The sequence below is a fragment of the Catenuloplanes sp. NPDC051500 genome (genome assembly GCF_044454585.1).
Classification (GTDB): domain Bacteria; phylum Actinomycetota; class Actinomycetes; order Mycobacteriales; family Micromonosporaceae; genus Catenuloplanes.
Genome location: NZ_JBITDX010000025.1, coordinates 12,219 through 33,671 on the forward strand (window position 1 = coordinate 12,219; position 21,453 = coordinate 33,671).

Here is a 21,453-nt window from a genome sequence, read left to right on the forward strand (position 1 = left end):
TCGGCGACGGCGTGGGAGCGCTACTACGAACCACTGACGGCGTCGGTGACGGTGGCGCCGAGGTCCGTGGCGCCGAGGAGGTCGGCGCCGTCGTCGGCGACTCGGTCACTGTCGGTGAAATCGCGGGCGGGGCCGGCGCAATCGGCGAAGGCGACAACCTGCGCAGATCTGACGCGGACAGCGGAATGCCGCGATCCGGCAGCGCCGTCTCCAACACGGGGCGTAACCCCACCCATACCGTCGCCACACCGAGCACGGTGGCGAGAAGCCACGCGAGCATCCCGCCGCCTTGCTGCCAGATCCGCACGGGACTCATAGTGCCAACTCGGGATAGCGTGCTGCCATGCCCCTCGTCCTGCTCGTCGACGACGACCCCACGGTGCGCGGCGCGATCGCGCACACGCTGACCGATCTCGGTCACGCCGTCCGCGCGGTCGGCAGCGCCATGGAGGCGTTGCAGGAGATCACCAACAACCCTCCTGACCTGGTGATCCTCGACCTCGGCCTGCCCGACCTCGACGGTGCGGACGCGTTGCGCATGCTTCGCACCATCTGCGACGTGCCGGTGATCGTCGCGACCGGACGACGCGGCGAGCTGGACATCATCCGCCTGCTCAACGCGGGTGCGGACGACTACGTGGTGAAGCCGTTCTCGACCGCGCACCTGGCCGCCCGGGTCACCGCCGTGCTGCGCAGACACCGCCCGGCCGCGCCGCAGCAGAGCTCCGAGCCGATGCGCGTCGGCGGGCTGTGCGTCGATCCGTCCCGCCGCTCCATCACGCTCGACGGGGAAACCCTGAAACTCACCCGAAAGGAGTACGAGCTGCTCGCCTACCTCGCCGGCCGGGCCGGGCAGGTCGTCACCCGCAAGGAGTTGGTGACCGAGGTGTGGCGCGCGCCGTACGCCGGCTTCGAGAAGACGCTCGACGTCCACATCTCGTGGCTGCGCCGCAAGCTGGGCGAGACCGCCGCCCAGCCCCGCCTGCTGCACGCCGTCCGCGGCGTCGGCATCATGCTTGCCGATCACAGTTGAGGGCCGCGCTCGCCCGGCTCGCGCTGGCCGTGACGACGATGGTCGCGTTGTCCTTCGTCGTGCCGCTGGCCCTCGTCGTGATGGAGATCGCCGAGGACCGCGCGGTCGTCGACGCACAGCAGCAGGCCGCCGGCATGGTCGCGGCGCTTGCCGTCTCGGACGATCCGGACGTGCTCACCCGCGCCATGGCCTCGACCGCCGCCGGGGCGGACGGGCGGCTCGCCGTGCACCTCGCGGGCTCGCCGGTGATGGGCGTGACAGTGGCCGACCCGTCGGACGTGCAGCTTGTGGAGTCCCGCCGGCAGGCGACCACCGCGACCGTGCCCGGCGGCCTGGTCTACCTGCAGGCGACCGCGATCGACGGGAACCGTACCGCCGTGATCGAGGTCTTCGTGCCCGACTCGGACCTGCGCCGGGGCGTCCACACGGCCTGGATCGCGATGGCCGGCCTGGCGATCGTGCTGGTGGCCGGCTCCGTGTTCGTCGCGGACCGGATCGGCGTGCGCCTGGTCATGTCCGCCCGGTCGCTTGCCGGCGCGGCCCGCGCGTTCGGTGCGAAGGACCTGTCCGCGCGCGTCACGCCGCAGGGCCCGTCCGAGCTGCGTGAGGCCGGCGCCGCCTTCAACACGATGGCCGACCGCATGATCCAGTTCATCGACAAGGAGCGCGAGCTCGCGTCCGACCTGTCGCACCGGCTGCACACGCCGCTGACCGCGCTGCGCCTGGACGCGGACCGCATCCCGCCCGGCCCGGTCGCGGACCGGGTGCGCCAGGCCGTGTCGGATCTCCAACACGAGATCGACGAGATCATCAGTGGCGCACGACGGCCGGTCACCGAGCGTACCGACGCGCAGACCGACCTGGTCGACGTGCTGGCCGACCGGCTCTCCTTCTGGGCCGTGCTCGCGGACGACCACGGCCGCCCCTGGCAGGTCGTCGGCGCGGACCGCCCGGTCTTCGTCCCCGTACCCGAAGAGGATCTGATCGGGGTCGTCGACGCGCTCATCGGCAACGTCTTCGAGCACACGCCGCAGGGCACGCCCTTCCTGGTCACGGTCTCCGAGCAGGCGCTGACCGTCTCCGACGCCGGCCCCGGCATCGCGGACGCGCGCGCTGCGCTCCAGCGGGGTCACAGCGGCGGCGGCTCCACAGGCCTCGGCCTGTCGATCGTCCACCGCGTCGCGATGGAGCTGGGCGGCGGCGTCGAGATCGGCCGCGGCGAGCTCGGCGGAGCGCGGGTCACCCTGCACCTCAAACCGGTCGAGGCACACGCGCTATCTTGATCGGTCCGTCTCGCCTGAACGGCCGGCACGCGCGCCGGCGGAGGGAAGATCCATTCCGTGAACATCCTCGAAGCGGTGCTGCTCGGCGCCGTCGAAGGCTTCACCGAGTTCCTGCCGGTCTCCAGCACGGGTCACCTCACCATCCTGGAGAAGCTGCTCGGCTACCAGATCGACGCGCCCGACATCACGGCCTTCACCGCGATCATCCAGGTCGGCGCCGTGATGGCCACGCTGCTCTACCTGCGCATGGACATCATCCGGATCATCAAGGCCTGGTTCGGCGGTCTGTTCAAGGCGGAGAACCGCGGCACCCTCGACTACCGGTTCAGCTGGGCGGTCATCCTTGGCTCGGTCCCGATCGCGATCATCGGCCTGCTGTTCAAGGACCAGATCGAGACCACGCTGCGCAGCCTCTGGTTCGTCGGCAGCGCACTCATCGTGTGGAGCTTCGTCATGTGGTTCGCCGACCGCGCGGCCACCCAGGTCCGCCACGAGGCGGACGTGACCTGGAAAGACACGCTGATCATCGGCATCACTCAGTGCCTGGCGCTGATCCCCGGCGTATCCCGCTCCGGCGCCACCATGTCCGCCGGCCTGCTCCGTGACCTGGACCGCGTCACAGTCACCCGCCTGTCGTTCTTCCTGTCGATCCCCGCGCTGACCGCCGCCACCGCACTCCAGGTGATCACCGAGTTCGACAACATCTCCAACGGCGTCGGCTGGGTGAACACGCTTGTCGCGACCGTCGTCAGCTTCATCGTGGCGTACTTCGCGGTCAACTGGCTGCTCAAGTTCGTCGCCAAGCACAGCTACACGGTCTTCATCGTCTACCGCCTCATCCTGGGCACCGTCGTACTCGCCCTCGTCGCCACCAACACCATCTCAGCCACCTAAAGCCAATTCATCCACCCACTCTGTGGGGTAGTCCGGCCCGCACGCTCCCGCGGGCAAACCTCGCGCCGGGCTCCGCTGGCGCTCCGCTCGCCGCTCGGAGCCGGTTCCGCCGGACTTTCACCCCACCACCCCAGGGCGGGTCCCCCGATCACCGGGAGACCCGCCCTTCCCCACCCCGCCCACCCCGGCCCTCGGACCGGCCGCCCTCAATGCGACGTCAAGAGCGGCACCGAGACCAGGCACCCCGTCACCGCCACCCTTCACCGGACCTCACCGACGCAGAGTCAAGAGCAGCAACGAATAGCAGCCACCACGCCACCCCCCAGACCTAACGCATCGCAAGGTCAAAGCGGCACCGCAGCCCGGCAACCACGCCACCGCCGGCCCCGGCAAGACCTCACGCACCGCAAGGTCACGAGCGGCACCACAGCCTGGCAACCACGCCACCGCTGTACCCGCCACCTCACGCACCGCAAGGTCAAGAGCGGCACCGCGATCCGGCGCTCGCTGCCGGCCCTTCGCCAGGCCCCGGGCGCAGGCTCTCTCAAGAACGACGACGCTCACCGCCAGCCTCGACAGTTCCAGCAAGACGCAAGATCGAAAGGGCAGGCGCTTCGCGCCCGAAATTTCGGCTTATCTGGCTACTTGCGCATAGCGTTCCCGCCGTCGTACGACCCATGCGGAATGATCATCCGGCGCGCATCCAGAATGGATCAATGAGTGGAGCAAAAGATAGGTCAACTAGCGAAGTTGACCTATCTTTTGCTCCACTCATTGATCGTCGGACGCGAACCTCCAACCACACGGTGACTGTCCCGCTCCGCTGAAGGCTTTGAAGTGACGCATCGGCCTCGGGCGCCCGCGTTCCAGGGCCGCGCGGCGGCGGCCGCCGGGAGGTGGCGTCCAGCTGACCGAATGCAAGATCGTTGTTTCGCTCAGGGATGGTTCGCGAGCACGGAAACAACCCTGAGCGAAACAACGATCTTGCTGACCACCTGGAAGTCGATGGCCAGCAAGGCGTGCGCGGCATTTAGGACATGCTGATCTTTCGCAGTGAGGGTGCGGCGCAGGCCCTTCGTGTCCTAATGTGCAGACTCGACCGCCGGCGGGTGCGCTCACCCCCACTCCAGAGGGTCAGTAATGTCGTGGATGCCGAGGCGACGCATCCGCAGCGCCAGGCCCGCACCGCGCGCAGCCGTCCGTTTCGGTGCCGGTCCTTGCGCTCACCCAGGCCAGAGCCGAGCTGACCGGCCGCCGCTGAGGCGATAGCCGCGCCCCAGGAAGCGACCGGAAGCGACTGTCTCGGAGCAAGCGGGCTAAAGCCACGCCGTGAGCGAGAAGATCGGAACTGCCGTCGTCCCCAGGCCAACCCGAGCGCCCCGGGAGCGCACCGCCCGACTTCGTTGACGTTTCCGGCACAGCAGCGCCGTCGTCAGGGCTTTAATCCGAAAAGATGTCGGCCCGGTCCGGCAGAATCGCGCGCATGACGACCGAATGGACCGTGCCTGTCATCGAGCGCGCCTCCGAGCCCTTTGTCGCTCCCGAGCGGGAGATGCTGGAGGGCTGGCTGGACTGGCACCGCCACACCCTGCTCACCAAGTGCGCGGGGCTGGGCGCCGCCCAGCTGAGAACCGCAAGCGTGCCGCCGTCGAACCTGACGCTGCTCGGCCTGGTGCGCCATATGGCGGAGGTGGAGCGCTGGTGGTTCCGGGTCTTCACCGGCGTCGCACCTGAGTTGACCGACATCTTCTGCACCCCGGACCAGCCGGACGGCGACTTCGAGAACGTCGCGGAGGCGGATGCGGAGCGGGACTTCGCCACGTTCATCTCCGAGACGGAGGAGGCGCGCGCCGCCGTGAAGTCGGTCGGCCTCGACCACATCTACCGGCACCCGACGAAGGAGACCGAGAAGAACCTGCGCTGGATCTACGTGCACATGATCGAGGAGTACGCGCGGCACAACGGTCACGCCGACCTGCTGCGCGAGCGCATTGACGGCGTGACCGGCGACTGAGGCCGCTACAGCTCCAACGCGGCCCGGACGTAGCGGAGATCGTCCGGGCCGCTCCAGCGCAGCGCGGACAGTCCCGCGGCCCGGGCGCCGCGTACCGCCCGGTCGTCGTCGTCGATGAAGAGCACGAGCGGCGGGGGTACGCGTATCGCCTGGCAGGCCGCGACGAAGAACTCCTTGGCCGGCTTGTGTACGCCCACCGCCGACGAGTTGACCACCACGTCCACCTCGCCGGCGAGACCGAGCGTGTCCAGGTCCGCGTCGAGCACGTCGGTGCCGTTCGTGGCGATCCCGACCGGCAGGCCTGCCGTGCGCACGGAACGGATGAAGTCGAGCACGTCCGCGTCGACGGCGCCGCGATCGGCCTGCCACTCCGCGACCGCGGCCTGCGCGCGCTCATGCCCGCCGGCCGCGAAGACCAGCTCGCCGACCACTGTGGACATCCACTGTGCGTGGGTGACCTCGCCGGCAAGTGCGGGTTGCATGCGGCCCCACACGGATGCGGTCTCCCAGAGGCGGCCGGGCTCCATCCCGTACCGCCGCTCGATCTCCTGGGTTGTGGTCGTGGAGAAGTGCCGGAGCACTCCGTCCAGGTCGACGAGCAGGGCACGTGCCCGCTGCCTACGCATCCGCGCTCTCCTTGACGATCTTCTGGCTGATGACCTGGGTGACGCCGGCGCGCATGGTGATGCCGTAGAGCGCGTCGGCCACCTCCATCGTGCGCTTCTGGTGGGTGATGATGATCAGCTGCGAACGCTCGCGGAGCTGCTCGAACAGCGTGATCAGGCGGCCGAGGTTGACGTCGTCAAGCGCCGCCTCGACCTCGTCCATGATGTAGAACGGGCTGGGGCGGGCCCGGAAGATCGCGCAGAGCATCGCCACCGCGGTGAGCGAGCGCTCGCCACCGGAGAGCAGCGACAGTCGCTTGATCTTCTTGCCGGGCGGGCGGGCCTCGACGTCGACGCCTGTGGTCAGCATGTCCTCCGGGTCGGTCAGGATCAGCCGCCCCTCGCCGCCGGGGAAGAGTACCTGGAAGACGTGCTCGAACTCGCGGGCCGTGTCCTCGAACGCGGACGCGAAGACCTCCAGGATCCGGTCGTCCACGTCCTTGACCACTGTGAGCAGGTCCTTGCGCGTGGCCTTCAGATCCTCCAGCTGGTCGGAGAGGAACTTGAACCGCTCCTCGAGCGCCGCGAACTCCTCAAGCGCCAGCGGGTTGACCTTGCCGAGGAGCGTGAGGTCGCGCTCGGCCTTGGCGGCGCGCTTCTCCTGGGTGGGCCTGTGGAACGGCAGCGGCTCCGGCGCCGGCTTGCCGTCCTTCTCCGCGGCGGTGACATCGGCCTGGGTCGGCGGCACCGGGTTCTGCGGACCGTACTCGCTGGTCAGGGTCTCGACGTCGAGCGAGAAGTCCTCGGCCGCCTTAGCCTCCAACTGTTCCAAACGCAGCCGCTGCTCCGCGCGGGCCACCTCGTCGCGGTGCACCTCGCTGGTCAGCCGGTCCAGCTCGCCGGCCAGCTGCCGGGCGGTGGAGCGGACCTCCTGCAGCTCGGCCTCGCGTGCGGACCGGGTGGTCGCGATCTGGTCCCGGCTGGTCGCGGCCTCGGCCAGCGAGGACGCGATCCGGACCAGGGCCGCGCCGGCGCCGGTGGTGACCGCCCGTGCGATGGCGGCCCCGCGGGCGCGCGCGGCCTTGCGGGCGGCGGCGCGCTCCCGGGCCTGCCGTTCCGCGTTGGCCTGCCGCAGCAGCGAGTCGGCGCGGCCGGCGATCGACGACACCCGTTCCTCCGCGGTACGAACTGCGAGCCGTACCTCCATCTCGTTCTGCCGGGCCTGGGGAACGCTTGCGGCGATCAGGTCGCGCTCGTCCGTCGACGGTTCCTCGTCAAGCGGTGTCTCCTCCGCGGCGCGCAGCCGTTCCTCAAGCTCCTCAAGCCGCATCAGGTCCTGTTCGCGAGCCTGCTCGGCCTTGGCGCGGGAGGTGGCGAGCCGGTCGGTCTCGGCCTTGGCGGAGCGCGCGGCGGCGCCCAGCTCGGCGAGTCGGCGGGCGGCCGCGTTGCGCTGGCTCTCCGCCTCGCGCTTGGCCGCGGCCGCGACCTGCACCTCTTCCTTGCGCGCCGCCACCTCCTCGCGCGCCTCGGCCAACTCCTCCTTGAGCCCGGCGATGGTCGCCTCGGCCGTCTCCCGGTTCGCCCTGGCCTCGTCGACCGCGGCCTGCACCTCGATGTAGCTGACCGCCTTGCCGGAGCCGCCCGCGGCCGCGAACGCGCCAAGCACGTCGCCCTCGGGTGTGACCGCGCGCAGTTCGGGGTTGTTCGCGGCGACCTGGGCGGCCTCTTCAAGCGAGGGTACGAACACCACGTCGCGCAGCGCCCGGTAGACGGCGGGCCGTACCTGCTCCGCGCAGGTGATCAGGTCGGGGGCCCAGGACGCGCCGTCCGGCAGCTTGGGCCGCAGCGCGTCGAGCGAACCCAGGTCACCAGGTCCGGCCTCGCCCGCGACAAGCATCGCGGCCCGGCCGGCGTCGGTGATCTTGAGGGTGCGCATCGCCTCGACGGCCTCGTCGACGCCCGTGACCGCGACCGCGTCGGCAAGCGCGCCGAGCGCGGCGGCAAGCGCGGCCTCGTGGCCGGGACGCACGCTGAGCAGCCCGGCAAGGCTGCCCAGCAGGCCGGGGACCTGCCCGGCCTTGGCCAGCAGCGCGCCCGCGCCGTCCTTGCGCTTGAGTCCCATCGCGAGGGCCTCCTCGCGCGCCTTCCAGCTCGCCGCGTCCTTCTCCGCCTTCCGCTCGGCCTCGGTGAGGTCGCGGACCACCGCGGACGCGGCGTCGTGCGCAGCCACGGTCTCCGCGTGCCGGGCGTCGAGGTCCGCGTTGTCCCGGTCGGCCTCGGTCGACTCGGCCGAGACCGCGTCCACGGCCGCCTGGGCCCGCTCCGCGCGCTCGGCCGCGTCGGTGTGCGCGGTCACCAGGCGGGAGATCTCCTCGGCCGCGGTGGACGACCGGGCCTGCGCGGCGCTGACCTGGCCGGTGAGCTTCGCCAGGCCCTCCCGGCGGTCGGCGATGGCCTTCGCGGCGTTGCGAAGCGCGCGCTCCGCGTCCGCCAGCTGCCGCTCCAGGTCCTGCCGGGCCTCGACCGCCTCGGCCAGCCGTGCCTTGTCCTCCTCGAGCGCCTCCCGGAGCTCCTCCTCCTGGGCCCGTACCTCCTCGGCCTGGGCTTCGAGCATGTCGGGGTCGCGGCCGGGCCGCTCCTCCTCGCCGGGCGCGGACAGGTGCCGCAGCCGCTCGCCGGCCAGCTGCTCGGTGGAGCGGAACCGTTCCTGCAGCGCGGAGAGCTTGTACCAGGCGTCCTGGGCGGCGGCGAGCAGCGGCGCGTCCTCCGCGTGCGCGGCCTCAAGCGTGGCGAGCCGCCCCTGGGCGACCTCGTTCTCCTTCTCCAGCTCGCCGCGGCGGGTCCGGAGCGCGGCCTCGTCCGCGATCTCCTTGTCAAGCGTGGTGCGGAGCGTGGTGAGGTCGTCCGCGAGCAGCCGTAGGCGCGCGTCGCGCAGGTCGGACTGGATGCCGGCGGCGCGGCGGGCCACCTCCGCCTGGCGGCCGAGCGGCTTGAGCTGGCGGCGCAGCTCGGCGGTGAGGTCGGTCAGCCGGTTCAGGTTGACCTGCATGGCGTCCAGCTTGCGGATCGCCTTCTCTTTCCGCTTGCGGTGCTTGAGGACGCCTGCCGCCTCCTCGATGAACGCGCGGCGGTCCTCCGGCTTCGCGTGCAGCATCGAGTCGAGCCGGCCCTGGCCGACGATGATGTGCATCTCGCGGCCGATGCCGCTGTCGGAGAGCAGCTCCTGGATGTCGAGCAGGCGGCAGCCGTTGCCGTTGATCTCGTATTCGCTCTCACCGGAGCGGAACATCCGGCGGGTGATCGAGACCTCGGTGTAGTCGATCGGGAGCGCGCCGTCCGTGTTGTCGATGGTCAGCGTGACCTCGGCCCGGCCCAGGGGCGCACGGCCGGCCGTACCGGCGAAGATGACGTCCTCCATCTTGCCGCCGCGCAGCGCCTTCGCACCCTGCTCGCCGAGCACCCAGGCGATCGCGTCCACGACATTTGACTTGCCGGAGCCGTTCGGGCCCACCACGCAGGTGATGCCGGGCTCCAGGCGCATGGTGGTGGCGCTGGCGAAGGACTTGAAGCCCTTCACCGTAAGGCTCTTGAGATGCACGTTCCCGTATCCTCACCCCGGCGCCCCGCCGCAGGACGCCGGCGGGCAAGAATCCGCAGGGTAACCCGCGGCGGCGAGCATCACCCGGTGACCTCGTCGAGGCAGGGTGCCCCGGGGGCCTAACGAGCGGGCCAGGGTTCCGGGAACGACTCGCGGCCCCACGCTAGCCGCAACGGAGAGGAATGCGCCAACATCACCCTTTACAAAAGGCTGCGCGCCGCCACGAATGATGTGTCGGCGCGCTGTGTGATTCAGTGGGATTCTGTTGTTCGTCAGGCGTTGCTACGGTGACACTGCTGCAGCTGTTCGAACTCTGCAGTGGGCGCCGGGTGGACCGACGCCCCTGGAAATCAGGTCAGCGCCGGTTCGCGCAGACTCAGCAGATCATCCGCCTCGGCGGCGGCAGCGGCGAGCCGATCGTTGTCAGCACGCAACCGCGTGATCTCGAACTCCAGTGCCTGCACCGTGGAACGCAGTCGGTTGACCTCGTCGACGAGGCGCCGGTCTTGCGCCATGCCGACGTGGCCGTAGAGGGCCTTCGCCATTTCGTCTCCTCGTAATGCGCTGCCGGAAAGGCCGGCCAACGCGCGCCCATCAAATCGCGACTCCACACTCGTGGGCACACACGGGCGTGATTGGGCGCGACTGGCGACCCCTCCATAGTCCGCCGCGTCGCCAAAAGAGTCAAGCGCGGCGTGTCCAGCACCACGTCCATCACCCTGGGTAATTAGCATTTTGCGGACGGTCCGACGGTTCTTAGGTCTTCCCTAGGTCTTCCTTAGGTCTGTTGGAAGTCCCTGGTCACCCGATTAGGTTCGGATGGCAATCTGCGCCCATCGATCGCGCTGCGTGAGCACGCGGTTTTTACCGTCTGTGGAGGCGTTCACCCCGTGTCACGGCAAGCCGAGCGAGCGACGAGCCAGCAAGAGCTGCCCCGTGCGGAGGAGTTCACCTCTGGTGGGCGGCACAGCGCGAAAAGGGTCAGGAAGTCCGGTCGACGCCGTGTTCCCGGCGGCACGGTAGGCCTGGTGGCTCTGGTCGCGGCCGTGCTCGCCATCTTCGGCGTCGCCGCGTACGTGATCCCGCCGAACCTCGGCGGCGGCAGCGGAGGCGACGACTCGTCCTATGACGCGAGCGCGGGCGAGGCCAACCGCGGCGATCTGGCCCCGGACCCGGCCGCCGACCGCAGCTCCCCGCGCGCCACCACCACCACCACCACCTCCGCCGAACCGGCCGCGCCGGACCAGGTCAGCGGCGAGGCGGTGATGGGCGAGAACCCGGCCAGCCCGTCGCCGAGCGCTTCTCCGTCCGCGCCGGCCAGCAGCGCGCCGGCCGCACCGAAGCCCGCGCCGAAGCAGACCGGCAGCGGCAACGGCAACGGCGGCACGTCGTCCAACGGCGGCAGCTCCTCCGGCGGCAGCGGTTCGGGCGCCAGCAGCAAGATCACCTCGATGGAGGACGCGGTCACGGCGCTCGTCAACGAGGAGCGCGCCACGGCCGGCTGCGGCAAGGTCACCACGAACGAGAAGCTGCGCACCGCAACCCGCGGGCACAGCCAGGACATGGCCGACCAGGACTACTTCGACCACAAGAGCCTGGACGGGCGCTCGCCCTGGGACCGGGCCGGCGCCGCCGGATACGACAACGCGATCGGCGAGAACATCGCCAAGGGCCAGCAGACGCCGGAAGCGGTCATGGAGTCCTGGATGAACAGCGACGGCCACCGCGCGAACATCCTCAACTGCAAGGCCAAGGAGACGGGCGTCGGTCTCGCCTACGACGGAAACACCCCGATATGGACGCAGATGTTCGGTTCCGGCAGCTGACCCGACCGGGTACGACCGCTGTCCCCAAGCCGACAACCGGCGCTTCGACCTGAGGAAAGCTCGTTGCGCACGGCGTGACCCCGAACTGCTCTTCCGAGCGCGACCCGTACCGGCGATAGGTCACCGGTGCGGGTCGCTCTCGTCACCGAGGCCGGGACACCGGCCGACGCCTGGGCCCGACGACTGATCGGCGCCGTCACCGGGCACACGTTCCACCTGCTCCGGCTGGAGGCCCGCGACACCCACCCGCTGCCGGCCCACGTCGCCTCCGTCCGGAACGTGCGGCCCGGGAGCCGCGGGCCGTCGCTCCCCCGCGCGGACCGGCCCGCCGCCGTCACCGCCGCCATGCTGCTGTTCCGCGGCATGCTCAGCGACTCCTCGCACCGGCAGTTCGCGGACGGGCTGCATCGACTCGCCGTGCTCGCCCGCGACGGCCGGCAACCACTGCACGGCGTGCCGATCGCCGGCGCACTCCTCGACGCGGCCCGGGCCGCGCGGGGCGTCGACAGCACGGTCCCCCGGCTCACGCTGAGACAGGCCCGCCACGCCTCCGGCCTGCTCGAACGCGTGCTCCGGCCACTCGCGGTCCCGGCGCCGGACGCCGACGTCACGCACGCGGCCGCGTCCGGGCCACCGCTGCTGATCGCGCTCGCGGCCCGCTGGCACACCGGCACGCCGTACCTGCTCACCGAACACGACATCCACCTGCGGCGGCGGTACCTGGCACCCGGCGACGACGAGCCGGTGCGCACGGTGCTGCTGCGCTTCCACCGCGCGCTGGCCCGGCTCGGATACGAATCCGCCGCGCTGGTGATCGCTGCAGCCCGCTTCCACAGGCGCTGGCAGCTCCGGCACGGCGCGGACCCGGAACGCGTGCTCGTCGTACCGCCCGGCCTCGACGACCCCGGCCACACCCCGGAACCCGCCGCGCAGGTGCTGCTGTGGCGCGGCAGCATCGGCCCGGACGCGGAGCTGCCCTGTCTGATCAGCGCGTTCAGCCTGGTCCGGGCGCGGGTTCCGGGCGTGCGGCTGCTTGTGGACGGGCCGGTCACGGACCCGTCCTACGCCCGCCACTGCCGCGACCTGGCCCACCGGCTCGGCCTGGACGACGCGCTCCGGTTCGTCGACGACCCGCAGGCGGACGGGCAGGTCGCGGTCGCCACCGATCTGACGGACGGCGTGGCGTACACCCTGGTCAAGGCCTTGATGACTGGTCGTCCGGCGGTGGCCACGGACGTCGGGGCGGCGGCGGAGACGGTCGGCGACGGCGGCCTCGTCGTGCCGCCCGGCGAACCCGGCGCGCTCGCGGACGCCTGCACCCTGCTCCTCACCGACCATGCCCTGCGGCGGCGCACCGGCGCCACGGCCCGCCGCCGGACGCTCGCCCGGCACGCGACGCTCCCCGCCTACGACCACCTCTACCGCGACCTGGGGTACCGATGAACGTTCCGACGGTCGCCGAACTCACCCGCTCCGCCCGCGCGGCCGACGCCGACGACGTGGCCGCCGCACTCGAGGCAGGCGGGCTGACAGACCACGGAGCCCTTCGCGGGTACGGTGCGCCGACCGTCTTCGCGCTCGGTGAATCGCTGCTCGGGCACCTCCGGCGCAGACGCTGGATCCGGGCGGGCGTGCGCTCCGGCCGCGTCCCGTATCTGCGGGCGTCGCTGCGGCGGGCCGCGCTCTACGCGATCCCGGTGCTGCTTGCGGCCGTGGCACCGCTGGACCGGGCGGGGTGGGTGATCGTCGCGGGCGTGCTGCTGCTCGGGTGGCCGGCGGTGCAGGCGTTGACGTCCGTGGGCCGCCTGTACGGGCCGGCCCGGGGCCTGCGGGTGGCGGTGGCGGGATTCGCGCTTCTGGGGATGGCCGCGGCCGGGCTGGTCGGGGCGGCGCTGTGGTGGACCGAAGGCGGCCTGGGCGGGGCGGCGTGGGGGGTGGCGGGTTCGGCTGGGGTGGCGTCGGAGGTGACGGGCTCGGGCGGGGCGCCGTCGGAGGTGACGGGCTCGGGCGGGACGGCGACGGAGGCGACGGGCTCGGACGGGGTGGCGTCGGGAGCGGCAGGCTCGGACGGGACGGCGACGGAGGCGACGGGCTCGGACGGGACGGCGGCGGAGGTGACGGGCTCGGGCGTCGAGGGGTGGGGCTCGGCGGTGCGGGCCGGGATGCAGGGGGTGGCCGGGGCGGAGCCGAGGGCTGTGGCGTGGTCGGCTGCCGCGGGGTTGGCGGTGTTCGCCGCGCTTGTCGCGGCCGTGGTGACGGGCCGGGAAAGGGCGATGCTGCGGGCGTTCCTGCCTGCGTGCGCGGTGGCGATCGTGATGGCCGACGATGGCGGGCCCGCACGGCTCCCGACCGCACCGGCCCTGCTGGTGTGCGTCTTCGGCGCGGCACTGTGGATGCTGCGGCCCGTGTCGTGGACCTGGCGGTCAGCGCCGTGGCCATCTCGCCGTCCGCCGCCGCCGTCTCGCCGTCCGCCGTGGCCGACTCACGAACGGGCGGGGCTGGCCGGATCGGAAGGGACTGACGGGCGTCCGACGGCCGGCCCCGGCGTCTGGCGTACCGCTGCCGGGCATGCCCTCATCGGTTTCGGCCAGATCACCACGTTCGTGCTGGCCTGCCTCCTGGTACCGGGCAGCAGCCCGATGCCGCCGGTCGCCGTCCCGATGTTGATCGCATTGCCGCTGCTGGAGGTGTTCGCGGGCTGGCGCGCCGCCCAGACGGCCGGTGCGCTCGACGCCTATGACACAGTCCGCGCCTATCGACGGCACATAGGCGGCGTGACGCTGGTTTCGATCATCGGACTCACGCCGCCGCTGCTGGTAGGGATCGCTACGACACTCGCGATCCACCTGGTGCCGCATCCGCTGGCCGAACACGCGACGGCTCGGGCCACGGCGCTCAGCCTGACCGCGGGACTGCTCCTCGCCGGTCTCCACGGCGTGATCCTGTTGCTCGCCGCGCAGGGCCGCATCACAACCGCGGCCCTGGTCTCCCTCGTGCCCGCCCCGCTTGCCGCCGCCGCGCTCTGCTTCGGCGCCGCTCTCGTCGATCGGCCGGCTATTGACCTCGCCCTGTCCGTTCTGGCCGGGGCAGCGGCGGTCAGCTACGGCGCCGGTCTGCTGAGCGCCGCAATCGGCCCCGGAGCAACCCGATGATCCTTCCCCGACTCCGCCGGGCCGTTCCACCTCGGCATATTGATCCGGGCGGCTCGGCAGATCGGACGGTCTTTCCCCGACTCCGCCCGGCTGTTCCGCCGGAACGTGCTGATCAGGCGGGCTCGGTACCTCAGGGGGGAGATCTCGGTCCAGCGGCGGTGCCAGATGCGCAGGCCTTCCCTGTGGCTTGGACCGCGACGCGTCGGGCGGTGCCTGAGGCCGCACCCATCGCCGAAGCGGATGCTTCCGTCGCACTGGCGGCACGGGCCGAGACCCACCCAGTAGACCCGGTAGACCCGGTAGACCCGGTAGACCCGGCAGACCCGGCAGACCCGGCAGACCCGGCAGACCCGGCAGACCCGGCAGACCCGACAGAACCGACAGAACCGACAGAACCGACAGAACCGACAGGATCCGCAGGACCGACCGGATCCGCAGGACCGACCGGATCCGCAGGACCGACCGGATCCGCAGGACCGACGGGACCGACAGGACAGACGGGACAGACGGGACAGAAAGGACCGAGAAATTCTGGAGAGCCGCGCAGGATCACCACGACAGCGACGCACGCGTCACCATCGACAGAGGCCGAGGCCCGCCCGACGGCAGCGGCAGCGGCAGCGGCAGCGGCAGCGGCAGCGGCAGCGGCAGCGGCAGCGGCAGCGGCAGCGGCATGCGAGCCCATCACCGCCGCGGCACCACCTTCGCTCCTGACGTGGGCCGGGAGCCGCCCGGCGGTCTCTGATCCGGACTCGGCGCAGGAGCGGCATCGCACCGTGCCGATCCTGCTGCCGTTGGCGGCACACCGGTACTCCCCCGCCGAGACCTGGGCAGCTGTGGCCGGGCCGGGCTGTACGGTCACCGCGGTCCTCGACCTGCCGCCGGCCGAGACGGACGCCGCCGTTGCCGTGCTCACCCGGGCCGGCGTGCGAATGTTCGGCCGGGTGGATCTGGAGCACGGCGAGCGCCCGGTCACCGCGTTGCTGGACGACCTGGCCGGCTGGGTCCGGCACCCGGTCGCCGGCCTGCTGCTGGACCGCTGCCCGGCGGACGCGGACGAGCTGGGCGCCGTGGCGCTCGCGGTCCGCCACGCGCGCCGGCTCGGGATCGCGGAGGTGCTGCTCAACGTGGGTGCCGACCCGCATCCCCGCTACCGGTGCCTGGGGGTGGGAGTCATCGGTTTCGCCGGGAGCTGGCTCGACTACCAGCGTGCCGAGACCCGGCCGGGCGACGCTCACCTTGTCTTCGACGTGCCCGCCGCCCTGCTCCCGCTCGCGCGGCGCCTGATCACGCTCCGCGGCGCGGGATGGGCGCTGGCCACCCCGGTAGCCGCACCCGCCCATGGCACCCACGCCGGTGAGCACCCACGCCAGTGACCGTCCACGCCAGTGACCATCTACGCCAGTGACCACCCACGCCAGCGACCACCCACGCCAGCGACCACCCACGCCAGCGACCGCCCACGCCAGTGACCATCCACATCAGTGACCACCCACGCCGGTGACCACCCGCGCCGGAACGAGTCCGCGCCCCCACCCGGTGATCTGCCGAGCTGCCCTGTCCCAGACCGGCGCCTGCTCCGCCGGAGCCGCAAAGGAAAATCACCCGGGGGTACGAGTTCCCCGCGCAGCGACCGGCCGCGGTGATTGTTCCTGGTCGAAGGCCTGACCCGCGTTCCGGTTTTCTGACCGTGCACCGCGGAACGTGCAGGGGGGAGCGCCAGCGACGACCGGAGCCCGCGGGAGCAAACGGGCCGGACCACCGCGGAAGCGGGAATATCCGCTTTTATCGGGGTTTGGGTTGGCAGCGGGGACAGCTGAAGCTGGACCGGTTCATGAACGACTCGCGGCGGATCGCGGCGCCGCACCTGCTGCACGGCAGGCCCTCCTGGCCGTAGACGTTCAGCGCCCGATCGAAGTAGCCGCTCTCCCCGTTGACGTTGACGTAGAGCGCGTCGAAGCTGGTGCCGCCTTCCTTGATCGCGGCGGACAGCACGTCGCGGACATGGGCGAGGAGGCGCTCGATCGCCGGCCTGCTCAGCGCGTCGGTGGGGCGCGCGCCGTGTAGCTTGGCACGCCACAGCGCCTCGTCCGCGTAGATGTTGCCGACGCCGGAGATGAGCGACTGGTCGAGCAGCGCGCGCTTGATCTCGGTGTGCTTGCGGCGGAGGCGGTCCGCGAACGCGAGGTCGTCGAAGAGCGGATCCATCGGGTCGCGGGCGATGTGTGCGATCTCGCTCGGCAGTTCGGCGCCGCCTGTGGAGACCGCGAGCCCGCCGAACGTGCGCTGGTCGATGAAGCGCAGCTCGGGCCCGTCGTCGTCGAACGCGAACCGGACGCGCAGGTGCGTCTCGTCCGGCGTGCCGGGCGGCTGGACCAGCAGCTGGCCGGACATGCCGAGGTGGCCGATGATCGCGTCGCCGGAGTCAAGCGGCAGCCAGAGGTACTTGCCGCGGCGGCAGACGTCCAGAATGGTGCGTCCGGCCAGGACTGACGCGAAGTGGTCGGCGCCGGGCACGTGGCGGCGGATCGCGCGCGGGTGGCGGACCTCGACCGTGTGCAGGCGGCGGCCGACGACCCAGGTGGTCAGGCCGAGCCGGACGGTCTCGACCTCGGGGAGCTCGGGCACATCGATCCTCAGATGGTGTAGGGCCAGACGGTGACCAGGTAGGCGCCGTACCAGAGGCCGAACGCGGCGTAGCCGGCGAGCGCGGGGACGATCGTGCGCCAGCGTGCCCGGCCGAGTGCGGTCGCCAACGGCAGGAGGACCAGCAGCACGGGTACGAGCAGGCGCGGCTTGGAATGGTAGTAGCCGCCCTGCCCGACCACCAGCACCAGCGTGACCAGCCCGTAGGCGACAAGCGGCCACCAGGGGCGATGAAGCACGGCGACGAACGCGAGCACGACCGCGCCGATCAGGATCCAGGCGACGCTTACCTGCACCCAGCTGTTCCCGGTGCGCATCGTGCCGTCGAGGAAGGCAAGCGTGGTCCGGCCGAAGTCGAACGTGGACCCCCACCCGGCGGTCTGGATGCGGAACCAGGCGTCCCAGTCGCCGATGCGGTGCCCGGCCCAGAGAAGGTAGGCGGGCGTGCCGGCCATCGCCACCCCGGCCGCGGTCAGCGAGGTGATCCGCTCCCGCGTCGTCGACGTGCGCCAGGCGAGCAGCGCGGCCACGCCGAGCGCAACGGTGAGCGCGAAGCCGGTGGGGCGGGTCAGCGCGCCGGCCAGGCCGAGCACGCCCATCGGAATCCAGGCCCGCTTGTGCGCGGCGAGCAGCGCGCCGGACGCGAGCGCAAGGAACAGGCCCTCGGAGTAGCCCATGTTCAGCACCACTGACATCGGCTGGGCGATCACCAGGACGGTGAGCGCGTAGCCGGTGCGGCGGTCGTAGAGGCGCGTGCCGAGCTGGAACAGCGCGAGCGCGGCCGCGGCGCCGCACACCCAGGTGACGACGAGCGCGGCGTCCGGCAGGCTCAGGCCGGTGAACGAGGTCAGCCGGATCAGCGCGGGGTAGAGCGGGAAGAACGCGATGCCGTTGCCGACGAGCACGCCGTCCTGGTCGTAGCTGTAGTTCGTCGGGTAGCCCTCGCCTGCGACGGTGACGAACCAGCCCGCGTCCCAGGAGAGCAGGCTGTCCGCGACTGTCGCGCCGGGCTGCGCCAGCCAGCCGATGGCGGCGGACTGCAGGCCACGGAGGAGCACGTAGAGCGCGAGGATGATTGCCACGTGCCAGAGCGGGGAGAACCGCTCCGGCCCCGCCCGCCCGGTGTCCTCGGCGGCGGCCTCGGTGACGGTGGTCACTGACCGCCGTCCGGGAGGTCGGGCAGGTCCGGCGCGCCGCCCGCGCTGAGCGAGCCGCCGCCCTGGGTGGAGAGCGTCTGCCAGGCCGCCTCAGCCGCCCGCTGCTCCGCCTGCTTCTTGCTCCGGCCCTGCTGGCCGCCGTACTCCCGGCCGGCCACGTGGACCCAGGCGGTGAACGTCTTCGCGTGGTCCGGCCCGGCCTCCTCGATCTTGTACTCCGGCACGCCCAGGCCGAGCGACGCGGTGAGCTCCTGCAGGCTGGTCTTCCAGTCCAGGCTCGGGCCCTGCTTCGAGGACGCGGCCATCAGCGGGTCGAACAACTTGTGGATCACCTCGCCCGCGACGTCCAGGCCGTGCTGCAGGTAGATCGCGCCGAGCAGCGCCTCAAGCGTGTCCGCAAGGATGCTGGCCTTGTCCCGGCCGCCGGTGGTCTCCTCGCCCTTGCCGAGGAACAGGTACGCGCCCAGCCCTTCCGGCCCGAGCGTGCGTGCCACGTCCGCGAGCGCGGTCATGTTGACCACGCTGGCCCGCAGCTTCGCCAGTTTGCCCTCGGGCAGGTCCGGATGGTCGTTGAAGAGCGCCGTGGTGATCACGACGCCGAGCACGGAGTCGCCGAGGAATTCCAGCCGCTCGTTCGTGGGGAGGCCGCCGTTCTCGTACGCGTACGACCTGTGGGTCAGCGCGCGCTCCAGCAGCTCCAGCTCCAGCGACACGCCGAAGGCGGACTCCAGGTGGCCTACCGGCGGACGCTTCCGCTTGTCCCGCTCACTCATGATCTACCCTCGATAAGGTCGCAGAAGGCCGCCACGGCGGCACGTCGATGCAGGTCGGCGGCCAGGGCGATGCCCGAGGCCAGGTCGGCGCCGGTGGCGGCGCCATGACAGACGACCACTGTCCCGCCGATGCCCAGCAGGACGCCGGCGCGGGGTGGGGGTTCTTCGAGCGCGGTCGTGCCAAGGACGCCTTCGACGCCCTTGAGCAGTACGTTTCCGGTGAAGCCGTCGGTCACCAGCACGTCGGCGAGTTCACCTGTGGAGACCTCGTAGCCCTCGACCAGCCCGGCGTACCGGGCGGCGCCGGGCAGTGCCAGGCCGGTCAGTGCGACGTCGGCGGCACGGCGGGGATGATCGCCCTTTCCGGGCTCGGTGCCGATGGAGAGCAGACCGAGGCGTGGGGCGGGCAGGCCCATGACGGCGATGGCGTACGCGGCGCCGAGCAGTCCGTGCTGTACCAGGGTGGTGGGACTCGCCTCGATCGAGGCGCCCACGTCGAGCAACAGCACCGGGCCGTGTGCGGCCGGCAGGACAGCGGCGAGCGCGGGACGGCGGATGCCGGGAAGCCGGCCGAAGGCGAGCACGGCCGCCGTGACGATGGCGCCGCTCGGGCCGGCGGACACCATCGCGTCCGCGTGGTTCTCCACGACGGCGGCGGCTGCCGCGCGCACCGTGGTGTCGGCGCGGCCCCCGGAGGCCGGGGCGTCCGCCATGGCCACCCCCCGCCTCGCGCCGCGCACGGAGACGCGGTCGCGATCGTTCGGCGGGAGGGCGTGGATGATCTCGTCGGCCACCTCTGAGGGGCCGACGAGCAGAAGATGCAGGTCGGAATCGGCCCGGCACGACCGCAGAGCGCCGTCAACCACGACGGCGGGTGCAGAATCCCCGCCGAGGAGGTCGACGGCGATCCGCGCGGTGCCCGGCTCCGATGGAGGAGCCGATGCACCGGGCAGTCGCCGTTGTGCGGACGCGCTCCGACCTGCGGTCGGATGCGTCACCGCGCGGCGTCAGACCTCGAGGACCTGACGGCCGTTGTAGGTGCCGCAGGTGTTGCACGCGGTGTGCGGCAGCTTCGGCGAACGGCACTGCGGGCAGGCCACGGTCGAGACCGCCGTGGTCTTCCACTGCGACCGGCGAGCCCGGGTGTTGCTACGCGACATCTTGCGCTTCGGGACGGCCACGGTAATTACTCCTCGGGTTTGGTCAGGTTGTGCAATGCGGCCCAGCGGGGGTCGGCCAGCTCGTGGGAATGATCCGCGGGCAGGTCGTCCCAGTGCACCCCACACTCGGAGCACAACCCTGGGCAGTCCTCGCGGCACAACGGGTTGGTCGGCAAGGCCAGCACCACCGCGTCCCGCACAGCCGGCTCCAGGTCGATCAGATCGTCCTGCACCCGGCCGAATTCATCTTCGTCGGTCGTCTCGTCCAACACGCTGTTCTCGTACGCGAACAGCTCCTGGACCGTGACGGTCAACGAGTCGCTGATCGGGCGGAGGCAGCGGCCGCACTCGCCGGAGACCGGGCCGGACACGGTCCCGGTCACGAGCACGCCCTCGGACACCGACTGCAGCCTCAGGTCCAGGCTGATCTCGGCACCCTGCGCCACGCCGATCATCTCCACGCCGAGGTCCGCCGGCGCCTCGGTCACCCGGACGACTTCACGCATCGCTCCAGGGCGGCGCGGCAGTTCCCGGGTGTCGAGAACGAGCGGCGACCGAGGGTTGAGGTGACTCGCGGGTTTCTTAGGCATAGCAGTCTCCGGCCGTGAAGGCGGCCGACGAAAAAGGTTACCCGACCGCTGTTGCCAGCGTCGAATCGCCCCAGGCCGCACGTGCTAAAACGGGAGGGGCCGGTCACCCTCGTCAGTTCCGGCGAACGAGCCGATCTCCCGCAAAGCGTGCATCTTGTCACGGCCGCGCTCGATCGATGCGAGCGCACGGGTCAGGAACTGCTCGAAGTTGGCAAGCGCGGTGTCAACATAGTCGTCGACCTCCTCGCGCAGCCGCTGGGCCTCGGCCCGCGCCTCCGCGACGATCCTGGCGCCCTCGTGCTCCGCGGAGACGGTGATCTCGTTCACCGAGACCAGGCGGGCGTGTTCGGCCTCACCCTCCGCGATGATCCGCTCGGCCTCACTGCGGCCCTTGTCGATTATCCGGTCGCGCTCCTCCAGGAGGGCCGCGGCCTTCCGCAGGTCCGTGGGGAGCTCGGCGCGGAGGTCCTCGAGCATGCCGATCATCTCGCCGCGCTCGACCATGCAGTTCGTCCGGGACATCGGCACGGAGCGGGCCTGCTCCACGATGTTGATGACCTCGTCGATGCGGTCGAGCGGGTCCATACGGTCGGACGGGTCCACCGGCGCCTCACTCCTGTCACTGACTGCGGCTGCTCCGCCGTTCTGCTTCCCTCATCATGGGCCCATCGGACCCGTTACGGCGAAACCCTCTTTACCGGCGAGTCGGATCCGTCGCCGTC

The 21,453-nt window shown here is 71.3% G+C and carries 19 protein-coding genes; 8 read left to right on the plus strand and 11 right to left on the minus strand.

All coding sequences use genetic code 11. From position 1 onward, the window contains the following. The first annotated feature begins 343 nt into the window (after positions 1 to 343). From ACIA8K_RS34735 to ACIA8K_RS34750, 4 genes are all read left to right on the plus strand, one after another. Positions 344 to 1,033, plus strand: coding sequence for a response regulator transcription factor (locus ACIA8K_RS34735; protein WP_396067129.1), 690 nt, complete (start codon positions 344 to 346; stop codon positions 1,031 to 1,033). Then, the gene (locus ACIA8K_RS34740; RefSeq protein ID WP_396067131.1) at positions 1,030 to 2,316 is read left to right on the plus strand and encodes a sensor histidine kinase; all 1,287 of its coding nucleotides are present in this window, start codon (positions 1,030 to 1,032) and stop codon (positions 2,314 to 2,316) included. The genes ACIA8K_RS34735 and ACIA8K_RS34740 overlap by 4 nt, the downstream gene beginning before the upstream one ends. Before the next feature lie 57 nt (positions 2,317 to 2,373). Continuing rightward, positions 2,374 to 3,210 carry an undecaprenyl-diphosphate phosphatase gene (locus ACIA8K_RS34745; RefSeq protein WP_396067133.1) on the plus strand — a complete coding sequence of 279 codons (837 nt, stop codon included), beginning with the start codon at positions 2,374 to 2,376 and terminating at the stop codon, positions 3,208 to 3,210. 1,483 nt (positions 3,211 to 4,693) lie between these two features. Continuing rightward, positions 4,694 to 5,224, plus strand: coding sequence for a DinB family protein (locus ACIA8K_RS34750; protein WP_396067135.1), 531 nt, complete (start codon positions 4,694 to 4,696; stop codon positions 5,222 to 5,224). A gap of 5 nt (positions 5,225 to 5,229) precedes the next feature. Here ACIA8K_RS34750 and ACIA8K_RS34755 read toward each other — a convergent pair whose 3' ends face one another. The 3 genes from ACIA8K_RS34755 to ACIA8K_RS34765 all read right to left on the minus strand — a co-directional run bounded on the left by ACIA8K_RS34755 (position 5,230) and on the right by ACIA8K_RS34765 (position 9,972). Further along, positions 5,230 to 5,850, minus strand: coding sequence for an HAD family hydrolase (locus tag ACIA8K_RS34755; RefSeq protein ID WP_396067137.1), 621 nt, complete (start codon positions 5,848 to 5,850; stop codon positions 5,230 to 5,232). Further along, the gene (gene smc, locus ACIA8K_RS34760) at positions 5,843 to 9,427 is read right to left on the minus strand and encodes a chromosome segregation protein SMC (protein WP_396067140.1); all 3,585 of its coding nucleotides are present in this window, start codon (positions 9,425 to 9,427) and stop codon (positions 5,843 to 5,845) included. The genes ACIA8K_RS34755 and smc overlap by 8 nt, the downstream gene beginning before the upstream one ends. 350 nt (positions 9,428 to 9,777) lie before the next feature. Next, a complete protein-coding gene (locus ACIA8K_RS34765; RefSeq protein ID WP_033343883.1) occupies positions 9,778 to 9,972 on the minus strand; it encodes a hypothetical protein in 195 nt (64 codons plus the stop codon). 483 nt (positions 9,973 to 10,455) lie between these two features. On the opposite strand from ACIA8K_RS34765, the gene ACIA8K_RS34770 reads away from it, so the two are divergent. From ACIA8K_RS34770 to ACIA8K_RS34780, 3 genes are all read left to right on the plus strand, one after another. Further along, positions 10,456 to 11,253 (plus strand): CAP domain-containing protein, encoded by a 798-nt coding sequence (locus ACIA8K_RS34770; RefSeq protein ID WP_396067142.1) that lies wholly within the window; start codon positions 10,456 to 10,458, stop codon positions 11,251 to 11,253. A gap of 126 nt (positions 11,254 to 11,379) precedes the next feature. Then, positions 11,380 to 12,696, plus strand: coding sequence for a DUF3492 domain-containing protein (locus tag ACIA8K_RS34775; protein WP_396067144.1), 1,317 nt, complete (start codon positions 11,380 to 11,382; stop codon positions 12,694 to 12,696). Further along, the gene (locus ACIA8K_RS34780) at positions 12,693 to 14,405 is read left to right on the plus strand and encodes a hypothetical protein (RefSeq protein ID WP_396067146.1); all 1,713 of its coding nucleotides are present in this window, start codon (positions 12,693 to 12,695) and stop codon (positions 14,403 to 14,405) included. The genes ACIA8K_RS34775 and ACIA8K_RS34780 overlap by 4 nt, the downstream gene beginning before the upstream one ends. Positions 14,406 to 14,954: 549 nt before the next feature. On the opposite strand, the gene ACIA8K_RS34785 is transcribed toward ACIA8K_RS34780, so the two are convergent. Then, positions 14,955 to 15,080 (minus strand): hypothetical protein, encoded by a 126-nt coding sequence (locus ACIA8K_RS34785; RefSeq protein WP_396067148.1) that lies wholly within the window; start codon positions 15,078 to 15,080, stop codon positions 14,955 to 14,957. A 101-nt stretch (positions 15,081 to 15,181) separates the two neighbouring features. Between ACIA8K_RS34785 and ACIA8K_RS34790 the strand changes: the two genes are divergently transcribed. After that, entirely contained in the window at positions 15,182 to 15,781 is a 600-nt protein-coding gene (locus ACIA8K_RS34790; RefSeq protein WP_396067150.1) for a Spherulin-4, read from the plus strand. 409 nt (positions 15,782 to 16,190) lie between these two features. Here ACIA8K_RS34790 and mutM read toward each other — a convergent pair whose 3' ends face one another. The 7 genes from mutM to ACIA8K_RS34825 all read right to left on the minus strand — a co-directional run bounded on the left by mutM (position 16,191) and on the right by ACIA8K_RS34825 (position 21,316). Next, positions 16,191 to 17,033 (minus strand): bifunctional DNA-formamidopyrimidine glycosylase/DNA-(apurinic or apyrimidinic site) lyase, encoded by an 843-nt coding sequence (gene mutM / locus ACIA8K_RS34795; RefSeq protein ID WP_396067152.1) that lies wholly within the window; start codon positions 17,031 to 17,033, stop codon positions 16,191 to 16,193. Between the two features lie 8 nt (positions 17,034 to 17,041). Next, entirely contained in the window at positions 17,042 to 18,208 is a 1,167-nt protein-coding gene (locus ACIA8K_RS34800) for a hypothetical protein (protein WP_396067154.1), read from the minus strand. Then, positions 18,205 to 18,981 carry a ribonuclease III gene (rnc, locus tag ACIA8K_RS34805; RefSeq protein ID WP_396067156.1) on the minus strand — a complete coding sequence of 259 codons (777 nt, stop codon included), beginning with the start codon at positions 18,979 to 18,981 and terminating at the stop codon, positions 18,205 to 18,207. The genes ACIA8K_RS34800 and rnc overlap by 4 nt, the downstream gene beginning before the upstream one ends. After that, the gene (locus ACIA8K_RS34810) at positions 18,978 to 19,934 is read right to left on the minus strand and encodes a phosphate acyltransferase PlsX (RefSeq protein WP_396067316.1); all 957 of its coding nucleotides are present in this window, start codon (positions 19,932 to 19,934) and stop codon (positions 18,978 to 18,980) included. The genes rnc and ACIA8K_RS34810 overlap by 4 nt, the downstream gene beginning before the upstream one ends. A gap of 54 nt (positions 19,935 to 19,988) precedes the next feature. Further along, positions 19,989 to 20,162: a 50S ribosomal protein L32 gene (gene rpmF / locus ACIA8K_RS34815; RefSeq protein WP_396067158.1), complete on the minus strand. Its 174-nt coding sequence runs from the start codon at positions 20,160 to 20,162 to the stop codon at positions 19,989 to 19,991. A gap of 5 nt (positions 20,163 to 20,167) precedes the next feature. Continuing rightward, positions 20,168 to 20,731 carry a YceD family protein gene (locus tag ACIA8K_RS34820; protein ID WP_396067160.1) on the minus strand — a complete coding sequence of 188 codons (564 nt, stop codon included), beginning with the start codon at positions 20,729 to 20,731 and terminating at the stop codon, positions 20,168 to 20,170. A gap of 84 nt (positions 20,732 to 20,815) precedes the next feature. Beyond that, positions 20,816 to 21,316, minus strand: coding sequence for a hypothetical protein (locus ACIA8K_RS34825; protein ID WP_396067318.1), 501 nt, complete (start codon positions 21,314 to 21,316; stop codon positions 20,816 to 20,818). Between the last annotated feature and the right edge of the window lie 137 nt (positions 21,317 to 21,453).